This is a genomic window from Sphingomonas naasensis (genome assembly GCF_004792695.1).
GTDB lineage: Bacteria > Pseudomonadota > Alphaproteobacteria > Sphingomonadales > Sphingomonadaceae > Sphingomonas > Sphingomonas naasensis.
On record NZ_SRXU01000001.1, the window covers coordinates 788,914 to 804,582 of the forward strand.

The window sequence follows — 15,669 nt, forward strand, 5'->3', positions numbered from 1 at the left end:
GTCAGCGCTCCTTCGACTGGCTGGCGGCGGAAAGGCGCGTGACGCCCTTCAGCACGGGGTCGCCGGCGGACTTGCCGACGAAGAAGCGATAGTCGCCCGCGGGCCGCGCCCAGCGCCGCGCCGTGTCGTCCCACGAAAGCAGCAGCCACGGATCGGCGGAGATCGCCACCTCGCGGCTCTCCCCCGGCGCAAGCTCGACTCTGGCCCAGCCGGCGAGGCGATGCGTCCGCCCGGGCGGCGCGACATAGAGCTGCGCCACTTCGGTGCCCCGGCGCTTGCCGGTGTTGGTGATGCGCAGCCGCACCGTCAGATCGGCGCCGCCGCGCGGCTTGAGCCGCGAATAGTCAAAGCTGGTGTAAGTGAGCCCGTGGCCGAACGCGAACAGCGGCGTCGCACCGTTCCGGTCGAGCCAGCGATAGCCGATATCGCTCCCTTCGCCGTAATCGATCGCGAACGGGGCATAGGTCACGCCGATCCCGAGCGGGCGCTGTTTCGCGGGATCGAAGCCGGTCAGCACCGGGCGCGGCAGTTGCGCAACCGCGGCGGGGAAGCTGATCGGCAGCCGGCCCTGCGGCGCGCTCTTGCCGGTGAGGATCGCCGCGATCGCCTCCCCACCGCGCTGCCCCGGGAACCATGCCTCGAGCACGGCGCCGACCCGGTCCAGCCACGGCATTGCGATCGGATTGCCGGTCTCCAGCACCACGCCGGTGCGCGGATTGGCGGCGGCGACCGCGGCGATCATCGCGTCCTGGCCATAAGGCAGCGAAAGATCGGCATGATCGACGCCCTCGACCTCGGGCTTGACCGCGAAGACCAACGCGAGATCGGCGGACTTCGCAACCTGCGCGGCGCGGGCGGCATCGCTACCGTCGTCGAACAGGAATTCGGTGCCCGGAAGCGCGGCCTGCAACGCCGCGAGCGGGGACGACAGGCCGTAGCTCGGCGCGAGCAAGGCGCTGAGCGGATTAGCACCCGGCGCGTCGCGATAGACGCCGCCATAGGGGATCACCTGCGACGAGCCGCCGCCGGCGAGCACGCCCTTGTCGGCATGGCGACCGATCACGGCGATGCGCTTCGCCGTCGCCGCCAAAGGCAGCAGCCCGTCATTCTTGAGCAGCACCATTCCCGCCTCGGCCATCGTCTGCGCGCGGGCCGCGTGCGCTTCGCGATCGATCGCGCCACCGGGCCGGGCGACATGATCGAGGGCGCCGACCGCCGCCATGCCGCGCACGATACGCAGCGCCGCATCGCGGACGCGCTCGCGCGGGATCGCGCCGCGCTCGACCGCGGCGGCGAGATCGGCGAAATAATCCTTGTCCTGCGGGGACTGCTGGTCGAGCCCGGCCGCAATCGAACCTTCTAGGCTGTGGACTGCCCCCCAATCCGACATCACCCAGCCGGGAAAGCGCCAATCCCCTTTCAGCACCTGCGCGATCAGATAGGGGCTCTCGCAGGCATAGGCGCCGTTGACCTTGTTGTACGCGCACATCACCGAGGCGGGCTTGCCGCGCTTGATGCCGATCTCGAATGCGAGCAGGTCCGATTCGCGCAGGCCCGCCTCGCCGATCCGCGCGTCGTGGACGAAACGCCCGCTCTCCTGCGCGTTGAGCGCGAAATGCTTGATCGTCGAGGCGACGTGGCGATCCTGGATCCCGGCGATCTGCTCGCCGACCAGCCGTCCGGCGAGCAGGGGATCCTCGCCGAAATATTCGAAATTGCGGCCGTTGCGTGGCTCGCGGGCAAGATTGACGCCGCCGGCGAGCTGGACGTTGATTCCCTTGGCAAAGGCTTCCGCCCCCACCAGCCGGCCGGCCTCGCGCGCCATTCCCGGATCAAAGGTCGATGCGAGCGACAGCGAAGAGGGCAACGCCGTCGCCTGATCGCCGGGACGCAGATAGCCGATGTCCGCGACGCCGAGGCTGGCATCGGCGAGATGCAGCGCCGGCAGCCCCGCCTCGGGGATCGCCGGCACGAAGCCCGCAGTGCCGATCGCGCCCTTCGGCTTGGGCGCGCGCATGGGCTCGGGGATGAACGAGGGCAGCGGCACCCCGAGATCGAGCAGGCTAGCGCCCGATTTCGAGCGGAGCAAACCGATCTGTTGCTCGAGCGTCATCGCATCGACGATCGCCGTCGCGCGCGCCTCGGGCGAGGCGCCTTCCTGCTGGTTCACCTGCTTCCCCGCCGCCTTATCCTGTGCGCACACGGGCGCGGCCGCGGCGATCGCCAGCGCCGCAGCCATAGCCTTGCCGCGCTTCACTGGTTTGCGGCCTTTCCCGATTCCGGTCGCGCCGCCGGCGCATCCAGCGAAAGCAGCCCCGTCTGGAAGCCCGCCTCAATCAGCTTGCGCAGCAGCTTGATCGAATCCTTCACCCCACCCGGCTCAGGCGCGAGCACCTGTGCGATCGAGAGCCCGCGCACCGCCCAGACGATCAGCCGCATCATCGCCACCGCGCTGCGCGCATCGGCGCTGAATGCCACACCAGCGCGCGCCAGCGCGTCATGCTCGATGCGATCCTGCACCGGACCCAATTTCTCGGCGAGCTCGGGATCGCTGCGCGAGCCCTGGAGGATCTCCAGCACTGCGACCCCCGAGGGACGGCTGAGCACGTCCCAGCCCAGCTCGGGATAAGCGAGCAAGCGCTGCTGGGGATCAGCGATGTCGCCCAGCCGCTCCTCGTAACGCGCGATCTCTTCCTCGAAGACCGCCTCGACGACATAGGTCATCAGATCGGCCTTGGTGCGGAACTGGTGGAGCATAGCACCGCGGCTGACCCCCGCCAGCTCGGCGACGAGCAAGGTCGTGGTCGCGCCATAGCCATGCTCGTGCAGCGCCGATATCGTGGCGTCGAGCAGCGCCTTGCGGGTGCCGGCACTCCGCTCCGCCTGGGTGCGCCGGGGACGAACCTCGCTCATCAGTCAACTCCTCGCCCTGAAACTTACAAACAATTCTGACCGTAAACCTATGCGGCCATTTCCGACGTGGCAAGCGCGAACATCGCTCCGCCATAAAACAAACGGGCTTGACTGACTGTAAATTGAAATCCACCTTTTCCCGACACCAACGAGAATCATCAGGGAGTGGGGAAATGGCTAAGCGGAACAGGGCGCGCGCGGCGCTGATCGGTTCGGCGGCGGGTTGGCTGGTCGCGGCGGTGCCGGTGCTGGCGCAGCAGACGGCGCCGGCCGCACCCGAAGCGGAGGCGCGCGACGGCAACGAGATCGTCGTGACCGCGAACCGGCGCGAAGAGCGGCTACAGGACGTGCCGCTCTCCGTCACCGCGGTGAGCGGCGACGATCTCGCCCGATCGAGCCTGAAGGAAGTCACCGACATCCAGTATCTGGCGCCCAACGTCACCTTCTCGGCGACCAATCCGGTCTCGAACGGGGGCGGCTATCAGGTCCGCGGCGTCGGCACCCAGACCTATGACAGCAGCGTCGAGCAGACCGTCGGCCTCGTCGTCGACGGCGTCGTCATCGGCCTGTCGCGCGATCCCGGGGCGACCGGTTTCTCCGACGTGGAACGGATCGAAGTGCTGCGCGGACCGCAGGGCACCCTGTTCGGCAAGAACTCATCCGCGGGCGTGATCCAGGTGATCACCCGCCGGCCCGAGCTCGATCGCTACGGGCTCGATCTCGACTTCAGCTATGGCGAGCGCAACGATCGCATCGCCCGTGCGACGATGAACCTGCCGCTCGGTAGCAAGGCGGCGCTGCGCGTCTCGGGCTTCTCCAACGGCCAGGACGGCGCGATCCCCAATGTTGTCAACGGCACGCGCGTGGGCGACCGCAACAACAATGGCGTGCGCGCCAAATTGCTGTGGGAGCCGAGTGCCGATCTCTCGCTGCTGGTTTCGGGCGAATATCAGACCGCGTTCGCGCGCGACGGCCAGACGATCGAATCGCTGGGCGTGAATCCCACCTACAACGCCCAGTTCAATCGCTTCCCGGTCAAGCCGGGCCACGGCGTCTATCTCGCGTACAATGACGGCGACTGGACCGCGGACACCTCGCTCTGGGCAACCTCGCTGCAGGCGGATTACGCGATCGGCGAAGCGACGCTGACCTCGATCACCGCCTATCGCGAGCTCAAGGTAACCCAGCTCTCAGACATCGACGGCGCGCCGATCGACATCTTCAATCACAGCGACGGCGGGGTGAACAGCCACCAGTTCTCGCAGGAACTGCGGCTGACGTCGCCCGCCGGCAAGCCGCTCGAATATGTCGCCGGCCTCTATTATTACCGCACCGAGAACCGCGGCGACATCGCCCAATATGGCCGGTTCTACGGCATCTACGGCGTGCCGGTGGTGATCGCGAGCGGCCTGCGCACGCAGGTCAACGATGTGCGCAGCCTCGCTGCATTCGGGCAGCTTACCTATCGGCTCAGCGACACGTTCAAGCTGATCGGCGGGCTGCGCTACACCAACGATCGCAACCACGGTTCAGTGGCGATCACCAAGCTCCCCTTCCCCGCCGTGATCGCGAGCGTCGCCCTGCCCTACGATGGCACGGTCGATGCGGACAATGTCTCGGGCAAGGTCGGCGTGCAGTTCGAGCCGAGCCGCGACCTGATGCTCTACGCGACCTTCTCGACCGGCTATAAGGGCCCGGCGATCGACGGCACGGGCGGCATCGTTCGCGAAGTCGAGCCCGAGACCGTCAAGAGCTACGAGATCGGCCTCAAGAGTAGCCTGTTCGATGGCCGGATGACGTTCAACGCCTCGGCCTATTGGGCCGACTACACCAACTTCCAGACCACCGCGCTCGACATGAGCCTGACGCCGCCGGCCTTCATCCTGACCAACGCCGGCGGGCTGCGCTCGCGCGGCGTCGAGCTCGAGACGCGGCTGCGCATCGCCCGCGGCTTCCATGTCTCGGCGAGCGGTTCGTACAGCGACGCCACCTATCGCAGCTTCATCGGCCCCTGCTATTCGGGTCAGGCGAACTCGTCGGTCGTCGGCACCGGCTGCTATCTGCTGCCCGCTTCCGCGACGGTGCGCGTTGCCGACTATGCCGGCTACAGTCTGCCTAACGCGCCCAAATGGTCCTACACGCTGCGCGCCGATTATCAGGCCGCGCTCGGCGGCGATCTCGAGCTCGACGCGGGCGCGAACTGGGCATGGCGCGACGCGACCCAGGCCGTGCTCGGCGACCCCAAGGCGCGGATCGACGCATACGGGCTGCTCAACGGCACGATCGGCATCTCGGGGAATGACGGGCAATGGCGCGTCGGGATCTACGCCCGCAACCTGCTCGACAGGCAATTCTATGCCCCCTACGCCGCGACCGCGACGTTCAATCCGGGCGGCTATAACCGGATCGTGAGCCCCGAAGCATTCCGCACGATCGGCGGCACCCTGAGCTTCCACTTCTGATCTCTCGCCGGCGGTCGCGGGGGCGACCGCCGGGTATCGACCCCGCCCTTCGGATAACGACCTAGCGGGAGGGGAGAAGCCGTTTCCAGCGCGCGTCCAGCTTCGTTTGCGCGTCCACATCGTTCAGCCGCGAGACGAGAGAAAGCCCGCGAAGCTTGACATTGTGCCCGGCGAGCAACCGCCCCGAAATCGTATAGCCGATATCGTACAGGGCGACGTCGTCGTGCGGCTCACCATCGACGAGGAAGCGGGTTCTGATGACGACGGGCAGCTGCTCGTCGCCGCGGCTGTTGTCCGGGAGGCCGGCCGCCTCGCGCGCCTTTTTGAGCGCGCCCTCGAACCACCCCGCCTCGATCCTGGGCTCGCCGGTGGTCTGGGCAGGCGCCGCGCCAAGTGGCGTCGGGAAAGTTATCGTCTGGCTCTGGACCGATTGCTCGGCGGCGGCAGGCTTCAGCGACAATGCACGTTCCCCGCGGTCGGCGACGATCAGCACCAGCGTCGCGGCGCGTGCGGAGGCTCGCTCGGCCTCCGCGGTCTTGACCGCCTTGCTGTCGCTTCGCTCGCTCCAGCTGTTCCACAAGGTCAGTCCCGAGATGAGGACGGCGACTACAGCCAGCACTTCGGCCAGCGTGATCCAGCGCCGCCGGGTGGCAACGGCTTCCGCCGCACGCGCCTCGGCGCGGACACTTGCCTCAGCCGCGGCTGACGGATCGGGACCGGAAGGACTTTCACTCACGGCCCGCTTCGATCATCTGCGGCGGCGGCCGTCAAGCAATCACCTCGCGCCTCTCGAAGCGTGCGCCTGCGCGCGTCACCGTCGAGGCGCGCCGGACCGCGCGCGGCCGATCGAGCCCACCTACTCCCCGACGATGTTCCGTGCCGGCGCGTTGACCCGGGTGGCGCGGCGGATCGAGCTGCTAGCGGGCGGGCGCGACCGCCGGCTTCGCGGTTGCCGAAGCAGTGAGCACCAGCTCGGCGGCGAGCAGCGCGCCTTGCTGATCCTGCGCGATCGCCGTGCCTTCGACGATGTCGTTCACGAATTGCGGGCCGAACGGCAAGGGCACTTTCGAGCAATCGAGATAACGCGTGCCGTTCCGGTCGGCGATGAACAGATGGTTCCCCCCGGGCCTTCCGGCGACATCGACATATTTGCGCAGTTCGATGAAGCCCTCGGTGCCGAGGATGAAAAGCCGGCCGTCGCCCCACGTGGGAAGACCGTTCGGCGTGAACCAGTCGACCCGGACATAGCCTGCGCCGCCGTCGCCGTTCAGCATCATGTCGCCGAAGTCCTGAAACTTCGGATGCTCGGGATTATGGAAATTGCCGGTCTGCGACGCGACGACATGGGCGCTTTTGCTGCCCGTCAGATAGACGAACTGATCGGCCTGATGGCTGCCGACATCGGTGAGGATACCACCGTTGCGATCCGGATCCCAGAACCAGGCAGGCCGCGTCGGCGCGGCCAGCCGGTGCGGCGCGAGATTGACCGTCTGGATCACCCGGCCGATCGCCCCGTCATGGACGAGCTGGCCAGCCATGACCGCGGCAGGCACTTCCAGCCGCTCGGAATACATGATCCCGTATTTGCGGCCGGTCTCCTTGATCGCGCGCCGAACCTCGGCGAGCTGGCGAAGCGAGGTGACCGCCGCCTTGTCGCTCAGATAGTCCTTGCCCGCGCGCATGACCCGGATGCCGAGCGGCGCGCGCAGACTTGGAATCGCGGCGCTGCAGACCAGCTTGATCGCCCGGTTGTCGAGGATCTCGTCCTCCGAGCGCGCCAGCGGAACATCGCCATAGCGCTTGCGGAACATCGCGATCTGCCCGGGATCGGTGGCGTAGAAACTGGTGAGCACGCCGCCGCCCCGAATCACGGCGTCGGTGATGCCATAGATGTGATTATGGTCGAGCCCGATCACCGCGAAGGGAACGCGATGTCTGGCTTCCGGCGCCGGCCGCGCCTGCGCGGATTCGGTTGGCGCGTCGCCGCGAGTCACGGACTGTGCGAGCGCGTCGGCGGTAAGGCCCGTGGCGACACCCGCGGACAACAGGCCAAGAAGTTCACGGCGGCTGGATTGAGTCACGGCGGTTTCCTCGAATAGCGGATTTTTTGCTGCGGCCGGGTCAGACCGCGATCAGATCGGTCGGCCAGGTCACGGCCTCGCCGCGGTCCATGGCCTGCTCGCCAAGCAGCGAGGCGACGCTCGCGGCATAGGCCTGGGCGAGCATGCCCGGCAGCGGCTTGCCCGCACGGACTGCCTCGCCGAACCCCTCGAACTGCAGCATGGTCTCGTCATATTCGCCCCAGCCGAGCGAGTCCCCCGGCGTGGTCACCGGCAGCTCGGGGAACCAGGTCGCGCCGCCGATCGGAACGGTGCGCTTGTGCCCGCGCTTCACATCTTCCTGCATGCGCTGGAGCGCGAGCACCTTGGGCGGCACTTCCTGATAGATCCGGCCGAGCTCGGGCTCGATCGTGCCCTTGCTGCCCTGGATCTGCTCCTCGCAGCCATAGCGGGCGTTGTTCAGATGCGAGGTGTAGACGAACTTCCGGCCATCCGAATATTCATAGACCAGCGCGACATGGTCATAGACCTCGCGCCCGTCCTTCCAGAAGCAGATGCTGCCCGAACCGATCACGCGGGTCGGCACAGCGTCGAGGAACCAGTTGCCGACCTGCAGCTGGTGCGTCGCCAGCTCGGTCATCAGCCCCGCCGACGCCTCGCGATAGAGGCGCCAGTTGATCTTGCGGTCGGTGCTCCCCGGCGGGATCGGGCGGCGCCAGCTGGTGTTGCGGTGCCAGCTCGCCCGGATCTGGGTGACCGGGCCGATCTCGCCCGCCTTCACCCGCTTGAGCGCGTTGAGATAGGTCGGATGGAACATGCGCTGATGCCCGATCTGGAGCACCTTCGCGCTATCCTGCGATCGCTTCACCATCGCGCTGCAATCGGCGATCGTCCGCGCCATCGCCTTCTCGCACCAGACGTGGAGGCCCGCGCCGAACGCGTCGAAGGCGAGCGGAGCATGAAAATCGAGCGGCGTCGCAATGACGACCGCATCGAGACCACGCGCGTCAAGCATCGCGCGATGATCGGCGAAGGCGGGCACGTTCGCCCCGACGATCGCCTGCGCCTTCGCCAGATGCGGCGCGAAATTGTCGCAGACCGCGGCGACTGCGCAGTTGCGGGTCTTGAGGATGTTGCGGATCAGCGTCCGGCCGCGATCCCCCGTCCCGATCACCCCCAGCCGCACGCGATCGCCGCTCAGGGGCGCAGCCGATGCGGCGGAGACCGCCCAAGGCGCGGCGGCCGCCACCCCCGCCCCCGCCGTCGCCTTCAACACGCCGTCGAGGAACGCGCGTCGCGTGAAGTCGAAATCCTTGTCGGTCATTATGCAACTACCTCTCGCGGTTGAACGACGGCCGCCGCCGTACGACTGAAATTGAATAGGAAACGGTGGGCTGGCGCTTCGGCGATCAGGCGCATGGCCTGTCCCGCATCGGCGACGAGCAGCGCCGTGCTCAGCATCTCGGCGCGCGAGCCGCGGCGATCGATGGCGATGGCAGTGCGCGCCGCCGTGACGCAGCTACCGTCGTTCGGACGGATCATCGGCGCGCGCCCGGGCGCCTCCGCCCCCGCGCCCAAGGTCGATGAGATCGAGAGTGCCGCGTCGCGAAGCTCGAGTTCCACCAGCGACTGATCCGGCGCAAGCGGATCGGGTATAGCAACCGGCCAGCCGCCGCCGAGCGGGTGTTCGCCCATCACCGCGATCGAACTCTCTCCCGCGACCAGAAATGCCGAGGCGACGCCGGCCGCGCGCAGCGCATCGCACGCCTGATCGAGCGCGAAGCCCTTGCCGAATCCGCCGAAATCGAGCGCCAACGGACGCGCGGCTTCGATGCGCGCAGCGTCGCGGTCGACGCGGATCGCGTTCCACCCGGCGCCCGGGCGTGCGGCATCCGCGGCGGGATCGAACAGGCCCAGGGTCAGTGCATGCGCCGCCTCGATCTCGATCAGCGCCGCGAGCAGCAACGGATCGTCGACGGCGTGCGATCGCCCCGCCATCAAACTGGCATTGAGCGCAGTCGTCGCCGAAGGCCGATGGATGGTGAGCGCATCATCGACTGCCTCGATCGCTCGCCGCGCTACGGCAAGCGCATCGCTGCCGGTGGCACCGAACAGGTGCAGCTCGACACGCGTGCCCATCGCCGCAAACCGCTCGACCCCGGACATGGCGGCAATCGGGATCAGGCCTTCACCTCCCAGCCCGGCTCATAGTCGACCGACCAGAGCTTCATCGCCTCGGTGCTCGACGGCTTGCCAGTCGCCGGATCGAGGGTGAGCACCGAATTGGTGCGATAGGCGATGTTGCCGAGGTGGCAGAGCGTCGTGCTGATATGCCCCTCGCGGATCGGCGAGGCGAGCGCCGGAGCGCGGCCGCGGATGACGTCGACGAGATTGCCGGCATGATAGACGTCGAGCGCGCCCTCGCCCACCGTGCCGGTGGTTTCCGAGGTCGCCGGAGCCTTGACCTCGCGGAGCGACTTGCCCGCCAGATCGAACAGCTCATAGCCATTGCGGTCGACCACCGCGGAGCCCTTGGTCCCGAGCAGCAGCACGCCCCGCCCGCGGCCGTAGCGCAGCATGCCGTTGCAGCTGTTCCCGTCCCAGCGGATCGTCCGCCCGTCCGGATAGGCGAGATCGAGCGCGAGCGTGTCGTACATCTCCCAATCGTCGCCGCGGAAGAACTGGCGCGATCCGCGCGCGACGACCTTCTCGGGAAATTCCAGCCCCATCGCCCAACGCGCCACGTCGAGCTCGTGCATCGCGTTGTTGCAGGTCTCGCCGGTGCCGTACTTCCAGAACCAGTGCCAGTTGTAGGGAACGAGATTGGAGCGATAGGGTCCGCGCGGGCGCGGACCCTGCCACAGATCCCAGTCGAGGTGCGCGGGCGGCGCCATCTCATGTCCCCGCCCGATCGACACGCGGTTGTTGGCATACCAGGTTTGCGCCTCGTACACGTCGCCGAGCGCGCCGGCCTTTACCAGCGCGACGAGCTGCTGCGTCTCGGCGCTCGAACGCTGCTGGTTGCCGACCTGGAGCTTCCGCCCGGTGCGCTTCTGCACAGCGATCAGCGCCTCGCCCTCGGCCGGCGCGATGCCGATCGGCTTTTCGCAATAGACATGGTGGCCGGCATCCATCGCGTCGATCGCGACCTTGGCGTGCCAGTGATCGGGGGTGGCGACGGTCACGATGTCGACCGCCTTGCCGTCCAGCAGCCGGCGGTAGTCGTGCCCGGTCCGCGGCGCGGGATGGCCCTTTGCGGCGAACTCGGCGGCGCGCTTCGCCAATATCTGCGAATCGACGTCGACGAAATGCGTGACGGCGACGTTGGGCAGCTTCGAGAAGGCACTCATATGCGCCTGACCACGGCCATTCACGCCGACGATCGCGACGCGCAATCGATCATTGGCTCCCTTGATCTGCGCATAGCTGCGAGCGCTCATCGCCACTCCCATGGCCGCACCGGCCCCTTTCATCACGGTTCGACGGTCGAGCATCGTCACTCCCTTCAAAATGCGCGCAGCTTGATCGAGCGAAAATCGACTCGGTCGCCATGGTCCTGGAGCAGGATCGGCGCGCGCATCGCCGCGCCGAAATTGGGCCGTCCGGCGAACTTGCTCTGCGCGACGAGCGCGCCGAACGCGGGCGAACCGCGGTCATATTCGACGACCTTGAAGCCGTTGAGCCAATGCTCGACATGCTGCCCACGCACCACGATCCCCGCGCGGTTCCATTCGCCGGGCGGATTGATCCGCTTGCCCGGGCTATCGGGATCCGAAAGATTCTGCGCCGCGATCAGATCGTAGAGCGAGCCCAGCGTGCGGTTGCCGTCGCGGCCCATCTTCGCATCGGGATGGCGCGCGTCGTCGAGCAGCTGATATTCGAGCCCGATCGAGGAACCGTTGCCCTCGAGGCCATATTTGATCCCGCTGTTCGCGCCGGGCGATAGGCGGAAATCGACCGACAGCTCGAAATCCCCATAGTCGCGCTCGGTCACGATGTCGCCGCCCCCGCCTTCGACCGAGAGAACCCCGTCGCGGATCGCCCAGCCTTTGGCCGGGAACGCGCCGCCTTTCGCGCTGCGCCAGCCCGCTCCGGTCTTGCCATCCCATAACAGCTTCCAGCCGGCGCGCCGCTCGCCGTCGGACAGGCGATTGGCCAGCCAGGATTGCGGCTCCAGCGCCGTCGCCGGCGAAGCGAAACGCGCGGCATTGTCGCTCAGGATCCGGACGTTGCGGAACCGCACCTCGGGGGCACGACTGGCTTCGGCATCGGAAATGGCATGGACCTGAAATGCGATGAACCCGCGCGCATCGACATCGTCGACCACGTCGGCCGCGGGCACGCCGTTCAGCCATGTCCGAAGACGATTGCCGATCGCCTCGACGCGATAATGATTCCAGTCCCCCGAGCGGAAGGCCTGCCGCGCCGCGTCGTTGCGACCGAGCGTGTAGAGCCATTGGCGGCGCTGCTCGTCATAGATGCCGCCACTCCAGCCGCGCTTCGACGGGTCGATCTCGGCCTGGTATCCAAAGACCACGCCCTGCCGATAATCCGGTCGGCTCTGCCCGCGGATCATTACCCCGGAATTCAGCCTGGGATCGGTCTTCGCATCGAATTCGAGGATGAAGTCGCCATATTGCGCGTCGGACACGAGCCAGCTGTTCGCCGATCCCGCCGCGGCGCGGCCGACCAGCTCGCCATTCTCGATGCTGTAGGGCGCGTTTCCACCAGCCTTGTGCCAACCCTCCATCCCGACACCGGGCGTCACATCACGCCACGGCGCCTCCTCCCGCATCGTCGCGGTTGCGGAGATCGGGATCGCGGCGGACGCAGCCAGCAATGCCATGGAAGCCACGAGCGCCATCGCCCGGGAGGCCGGAATGTCGCCGGAAATGCGTGTCACGCATCGCGCTGGTGCTGCCGCTCTCATAACATCCTCGCCGTTCGTTCGCAGCCGACCTCGATCGACGGCTTTCTTTTCCCGACGGTAATTGTCGGTCAGGCCACATGCAATAGCCCTGTCAGGCCTTTTTGCGACGACCGGCACGATGTCATCGGCATGTTGGTCAGGCCACTATTGCCAACCCTGTCTGACAGTGTTAGCCCCTGCCCATAAATAAAGTAAATGTCCGAATTGTCTGCGGTTACCTTAAAGGGCGGCGGTCAACGCACGCCCAGACCATCGGGAGAGGGGAATGAGGCGCAATAAGTTCACGCGGCAGCTGCTGGTCTCGTCGGGTCTGACGAGCCTGTTGATGGCGTTGCCCGTTCACAGCCAGACCGCGCCGCAGCCGACGGCGGAACCGGTCCAGTCGAGCGACCAACAACCTGCCGGATCGCCCGCTGCCGATGCGCCCCCGCAGGAGCAGGACATCGTCATCGTCGGCTTCCGCGCCGCGCTCGACAATGCCTTGAATCTGAAGCGCCAGGAGACCGCGGCGGTCGACAGCATCGTTGCCGAAGACATCGGCAAGTTCCCCGATTCGAACCTAGCCGAATCGATGCAGCGCATCCCCGGCGTCGCTCTGTCGCGCGGCGACGGCGGCGAGGGCCGCAACATCTCGGTTCGCGGCCTCGGGGCGCAGTTCACCCGCGTGCGCATCAACGGGATGGAGGGCGTGTCGCAGGTCAGCGGCAGCGACATTCGCGGCGGCGTCGCCACCGGGCGTTCATTCGACTTCGTGACCTTCCCGACCGAGATCTTCTCCTCGCTGGCGGTGCGGAAAACCCTTTCGGCCGATGTCGAGGAAGGCTCGCTCGGCGCGACGGTCGATCTTCGCGCGCCGAAGCCGTTCGATCAGAAGAAAGACTTCGTCTTTTCGGGCACGGTACGGGGCATCTACAACGACATTTCGAAGAAGGCGGATCCGCGCCTTTCGGCGCTGGTCTCGAAGAAGTTCGGCGACGCCTTCGGCGTGCTCGCCAGCGCCGCCTATTCGAAGCGCCATATCGAGGAATACGCCTATTCGGCGGTCGATGTCGTGCCGACCACCGTCTATGGTCTGGCGCAGCCCGCCGGCAGCGCCAACGCCGGCGTGATCTTCCCGTTCTGCACGCCCGTCGGATATGTCTACAACGGTGCGCCGGTCTCGAGCCCGGTAGGTGGCTATACCCAGCCGAACGGCACCCCGATCGGCTCGGACGCCAACAATTGCAGCACCGGCAATCCGCGCACCGGCACGCAGGCGGCCTATGACTATATCATGAGCCGCACCGGCGTGAACGGCCGCCCGGGTGGCGGCGTGTACCTGCCGCGCCTGCCGCGGCCGGTGAAGAGCACGCAGGATCAGGAACGGATCGCCGGCACGTTGACGCTGCAATGGAAGCCGACCGACGACACCGACATCTCGATCGACGGCCTTTATTCGCGTTTCAAGGTCAACCGGCTAGACCAGATGTTCGACGGGCGTTCGTTCGGCCGAGCGATCTCGAACAACGGTCAGCCGTTGACGTCGGTCCGCGAGATCGAGGTCGATGACAATGGGTCGCTGATCCACGGCCTGTTCGACGGCGTCGACCTGCGCTCGGAAATGCAGGACGAAAGGTTCACCTCGACCTACCGGCAGGTCAACCTCAACCTCGACCACCGCTTCTCCGACAGCTTCCGCGTCTTCGGCCTCGCCGGCATCAACGAATCGAAGCTCGACGTGAACCGCCTGCAGGTGGCGATCGATTCGAACGACAGCCGCAACTTCTCGATCGATTTCCGCGACAATCCCGACATCCCGAAGATCGGCTACGGCATCGACACCACCAATGCCGCGCTGTTCCGATACGGCCCGCCGCTCGCGAACGGCGACCAGCAGGGCCAGCTCTCCAACTTCATCCGCCGCAATACGATCACCAGCAAGACCTTCGAGCTGAACACCGAATGGAAGGTCGCACCCGGCTTCACGATCCAGACCGGCGGCCAGTATCGCACCAACCGATACACCGCGCGCGAGCGCCAGCTCGCCACCGGAACGCCGCTCGCGTTGCCCGCCGGCGTCGCCTTGTCGAGCTTCACCACGGTGACCACTGGGGTCGGCAGCAATCTCGACGGGCAGCTGCAGGATTTCGTCTCGGTCGATCCCGACAAGTTCCGCGCCGCCGTCGGCCTTGACAGCTATGTCTATTGCAGCGTCGAATGCGCCAAGGGCACCTATGGCGGCGTCGACGAGAAGTACAAGTCGGGCTATCTGATGGTGAAGTTCAACACCGAGGAGACCTTGCCCTTCGCGCTGCGCGGCGACGCCGGCGTGCGCTACGTCCATACCAGGCTCGACACCTACGGCCCGATCACCACCGCCGCGCCCGCGGGATCTACCTACCCCTCGCGTTTCGTCATCTCGGAGGTGGGCCGTAGCTACGAAGACTGGCTGCCGTCGGTCAACGTCGCGCTCGACATCACGCCCAATCTGATCGCGCGTGCGTCTGCCGCGCGGGTGATGTCGCGGCCCTCTTACGGGCAGCTGATCCCGGCCGGCTCCGCCAACCTCGTCATCCAGACCGCGTCGTTCAGCAATCCGTTCCTCGAGCCGATCCGCGCCAACACCTTCGACGCGGCACTCGAATGGTATTTCGCACCGGGATCGCTGATCTCGGCCGCCTATTTCTACAAGGATATCGAGACCTATATCCAGACGACGAGCCAGCAGGTCGCGTTCCAGGACATCGGCCTGCCGCTCACCCTGCTCAACGGCACGCAGCTGCGTCCGACCGACCAGTTCACCGTCCAGCGGAGCAACAATACGCCGGGCGGGCCACTGCGCGGGTTCGAGCTGAACGTGCAGCTGCCGTTCCGCTTCCTGCCCGGCGCGCTGCGCAACTTCGGCGCGCTCGCCAACTACACGCGGGTTCGCTCGAACATCAATTACGTCATCTCGCCGACGCTCTCGCGCACCGCCCCGCTGGTCGGCCTGTCGCCGGAGACGGCAAGCGGCACGCTCTACTACGAAGACAGCAAGTTCAGCATCCGTTCGACCGTGAACTACCGTGCGGCGTTCCTCACTGCAGTGCCCAGCGGATCGGTCGACGCGGACTCGACGTCGAACGCGAGCTCGGTCTTCATTGACGCTTCGGCCTCGTACAATCTCAGCGACAACATCAAGCTGATCGCCGAGGTGAGCAACATCACCAACGAGACCAATCGCCTGACCGTCGATACCGTGCGGCAGGATCCGCTCTACACTGCCTATTTCGGGCGCACCTTCGCACTGGCGGTGAACTTCCAGTTCTGATCCGCCGCGGATGAC

10 protein-coding genes are annotated in these 15,669 nt (G+C 66.7%); 2 read left to right on the forward strand and 8 right to left on the reverse strand.

Translation table 11 applies throughout. The annotated features are described in order from the left end of the window. Position 1: 1 nt before the first annotated feature. Together E5A74_RS03725 and E5A74_RS03730 are read right to left on the reverse strand one after the other, a co-directional pair. A complete protein-coding gene (locus E5A74_RS03725; RefSeq protein WP_135983195.1) occupies positions 2-2,239 on the reverse strand; it encodes a beta-glucosidase in 2,238 nt (745 codons plus the stop codon). Positions 2,240-2,253: 14 nt separating this feature from the next. Next, positions 2,254-2,913 carry a TetR/AcrR family transcriptional regulator gene (locus E5A74_RS03730; protein WP_135982888.1) on the reverse strand — a complete coding sequence of 220 codons (660 nt, stop codon included), beginning with the start codon at positions 2,911-2,913 and terminating at the stop codon, positions 2,254-2,256. A 173-nt stretch (positions 2,914-3,086) separates the two neighbouring features. Between E5A74_RS03730 and E5A74_RS03735 the strand changes: the two genes are divergently transcribed. Then, a complete protein-coding gene (locus tag E5A74_RS03735; protein ID WP_135982889.1) occupies positions 3,087-5,375 on the forward strand; it encodes a TonB-dependent receptor in 2,289 nt (762 codons plus the stop codon). A 61-nt stretch (positions 5,376-5,436) separates the two neighbouring features. Here E5A74_RS03735 and E5A74_RS03740 read toward each other — a convergent pair whose 3' ends face one another. From E5A74_RS03740 to E5A74_RS03765, 6 genes are all read right to left on the reverse strand, one after another. Then, on the reverse strand, positions 5,437-6,111 hold the full coding sequence (locus tag E5A74_RS03740; protein WP_206365752.1) for a hypothetical protein: 675 nt from the start codon (positions 6,109-6,111) through the stop codon (positions 5,437-5,439). A gap of 181 nt (positions 6,112-6,292) precedes the next feature. After that, complete coding sequence (locus tag E5A74_RS03745; protein ID WP_240699626.1) at positions 6,293-7,369, reverse strand: Gfo/Idh/MocA family protein; 1,077 nt, start codon at positions 7,367-7,369, stop codon at positions 6,293-6,295. A 127-nt stretch (positions 7,370-7,496) separates the two neighbouring features. Next, positions 7,497-8,759, reverse strand: coding sequence for a Gfo/Idh/MocA family protein (locus tag E5A74_RS03750; protein WP_135982891.1), 1,263 nt, complete (start codon positions 8,757-8,759; stop codon positions 7,497-7,499). Continuing rightward, positions 8,759-9,601, reverse strand: a complete 843-nt coding sequence (locus E5A74_RS03755; RefSeq protein ID WP_135982892.1) for an FAD:protein FMN transferase — start codon at positions 9,599-9,601, stop codon at positions 8,759-8,761. Before E5A74_RS03755 ends, E5A74_RS03750 begins: the two co-directional genes overlap by 1 nt. A 14-nt stretch (positions 9,602-9,615) precedes the next feature. Continuing rightward, positions 9,616-10,875, reverse strand: coding sequence for a Gfo/Idh/MocA family protein (locus tag E5A74_RS03760; RefSeq protein ID WP_240699627.1), 1,260 nt, complete (start codon positions 10,873-10,875; stop codon positions 9,616-9,618). A gap of 65 nt (positions 10,876-10,940) precedes the next feature. Further along, the gene (locus E5A74_RS03765; protein ID WP_240699628.1) at positions 10,941-12,281 is read right to left on the reverse strand and encodes a 3-keto-disaccharide hydrolase; all 1,341 of its coding nucleotides are present in this window, start codon (positions 12,279-12,281) and stop codon (positions 10,941-10,943) included. Between the two features lie 349 nt (positions 12,282-12,630). On the opposite strand from E5A74_RS03765, the gene E5A74_RS03770 reads away from it, so the two are divergent. After that, a complete protein-coding gene (locus E5A74_RS03770; protein ID WP_135982894.1) occupies positions 12,631-15,654 on the forward strand; it encodes a TonB-dependent receptor in 3,024 nt (1,007 codons plus the stop codon). Positions 15,655-15,669: the final 15 nt, after the last annotated feature.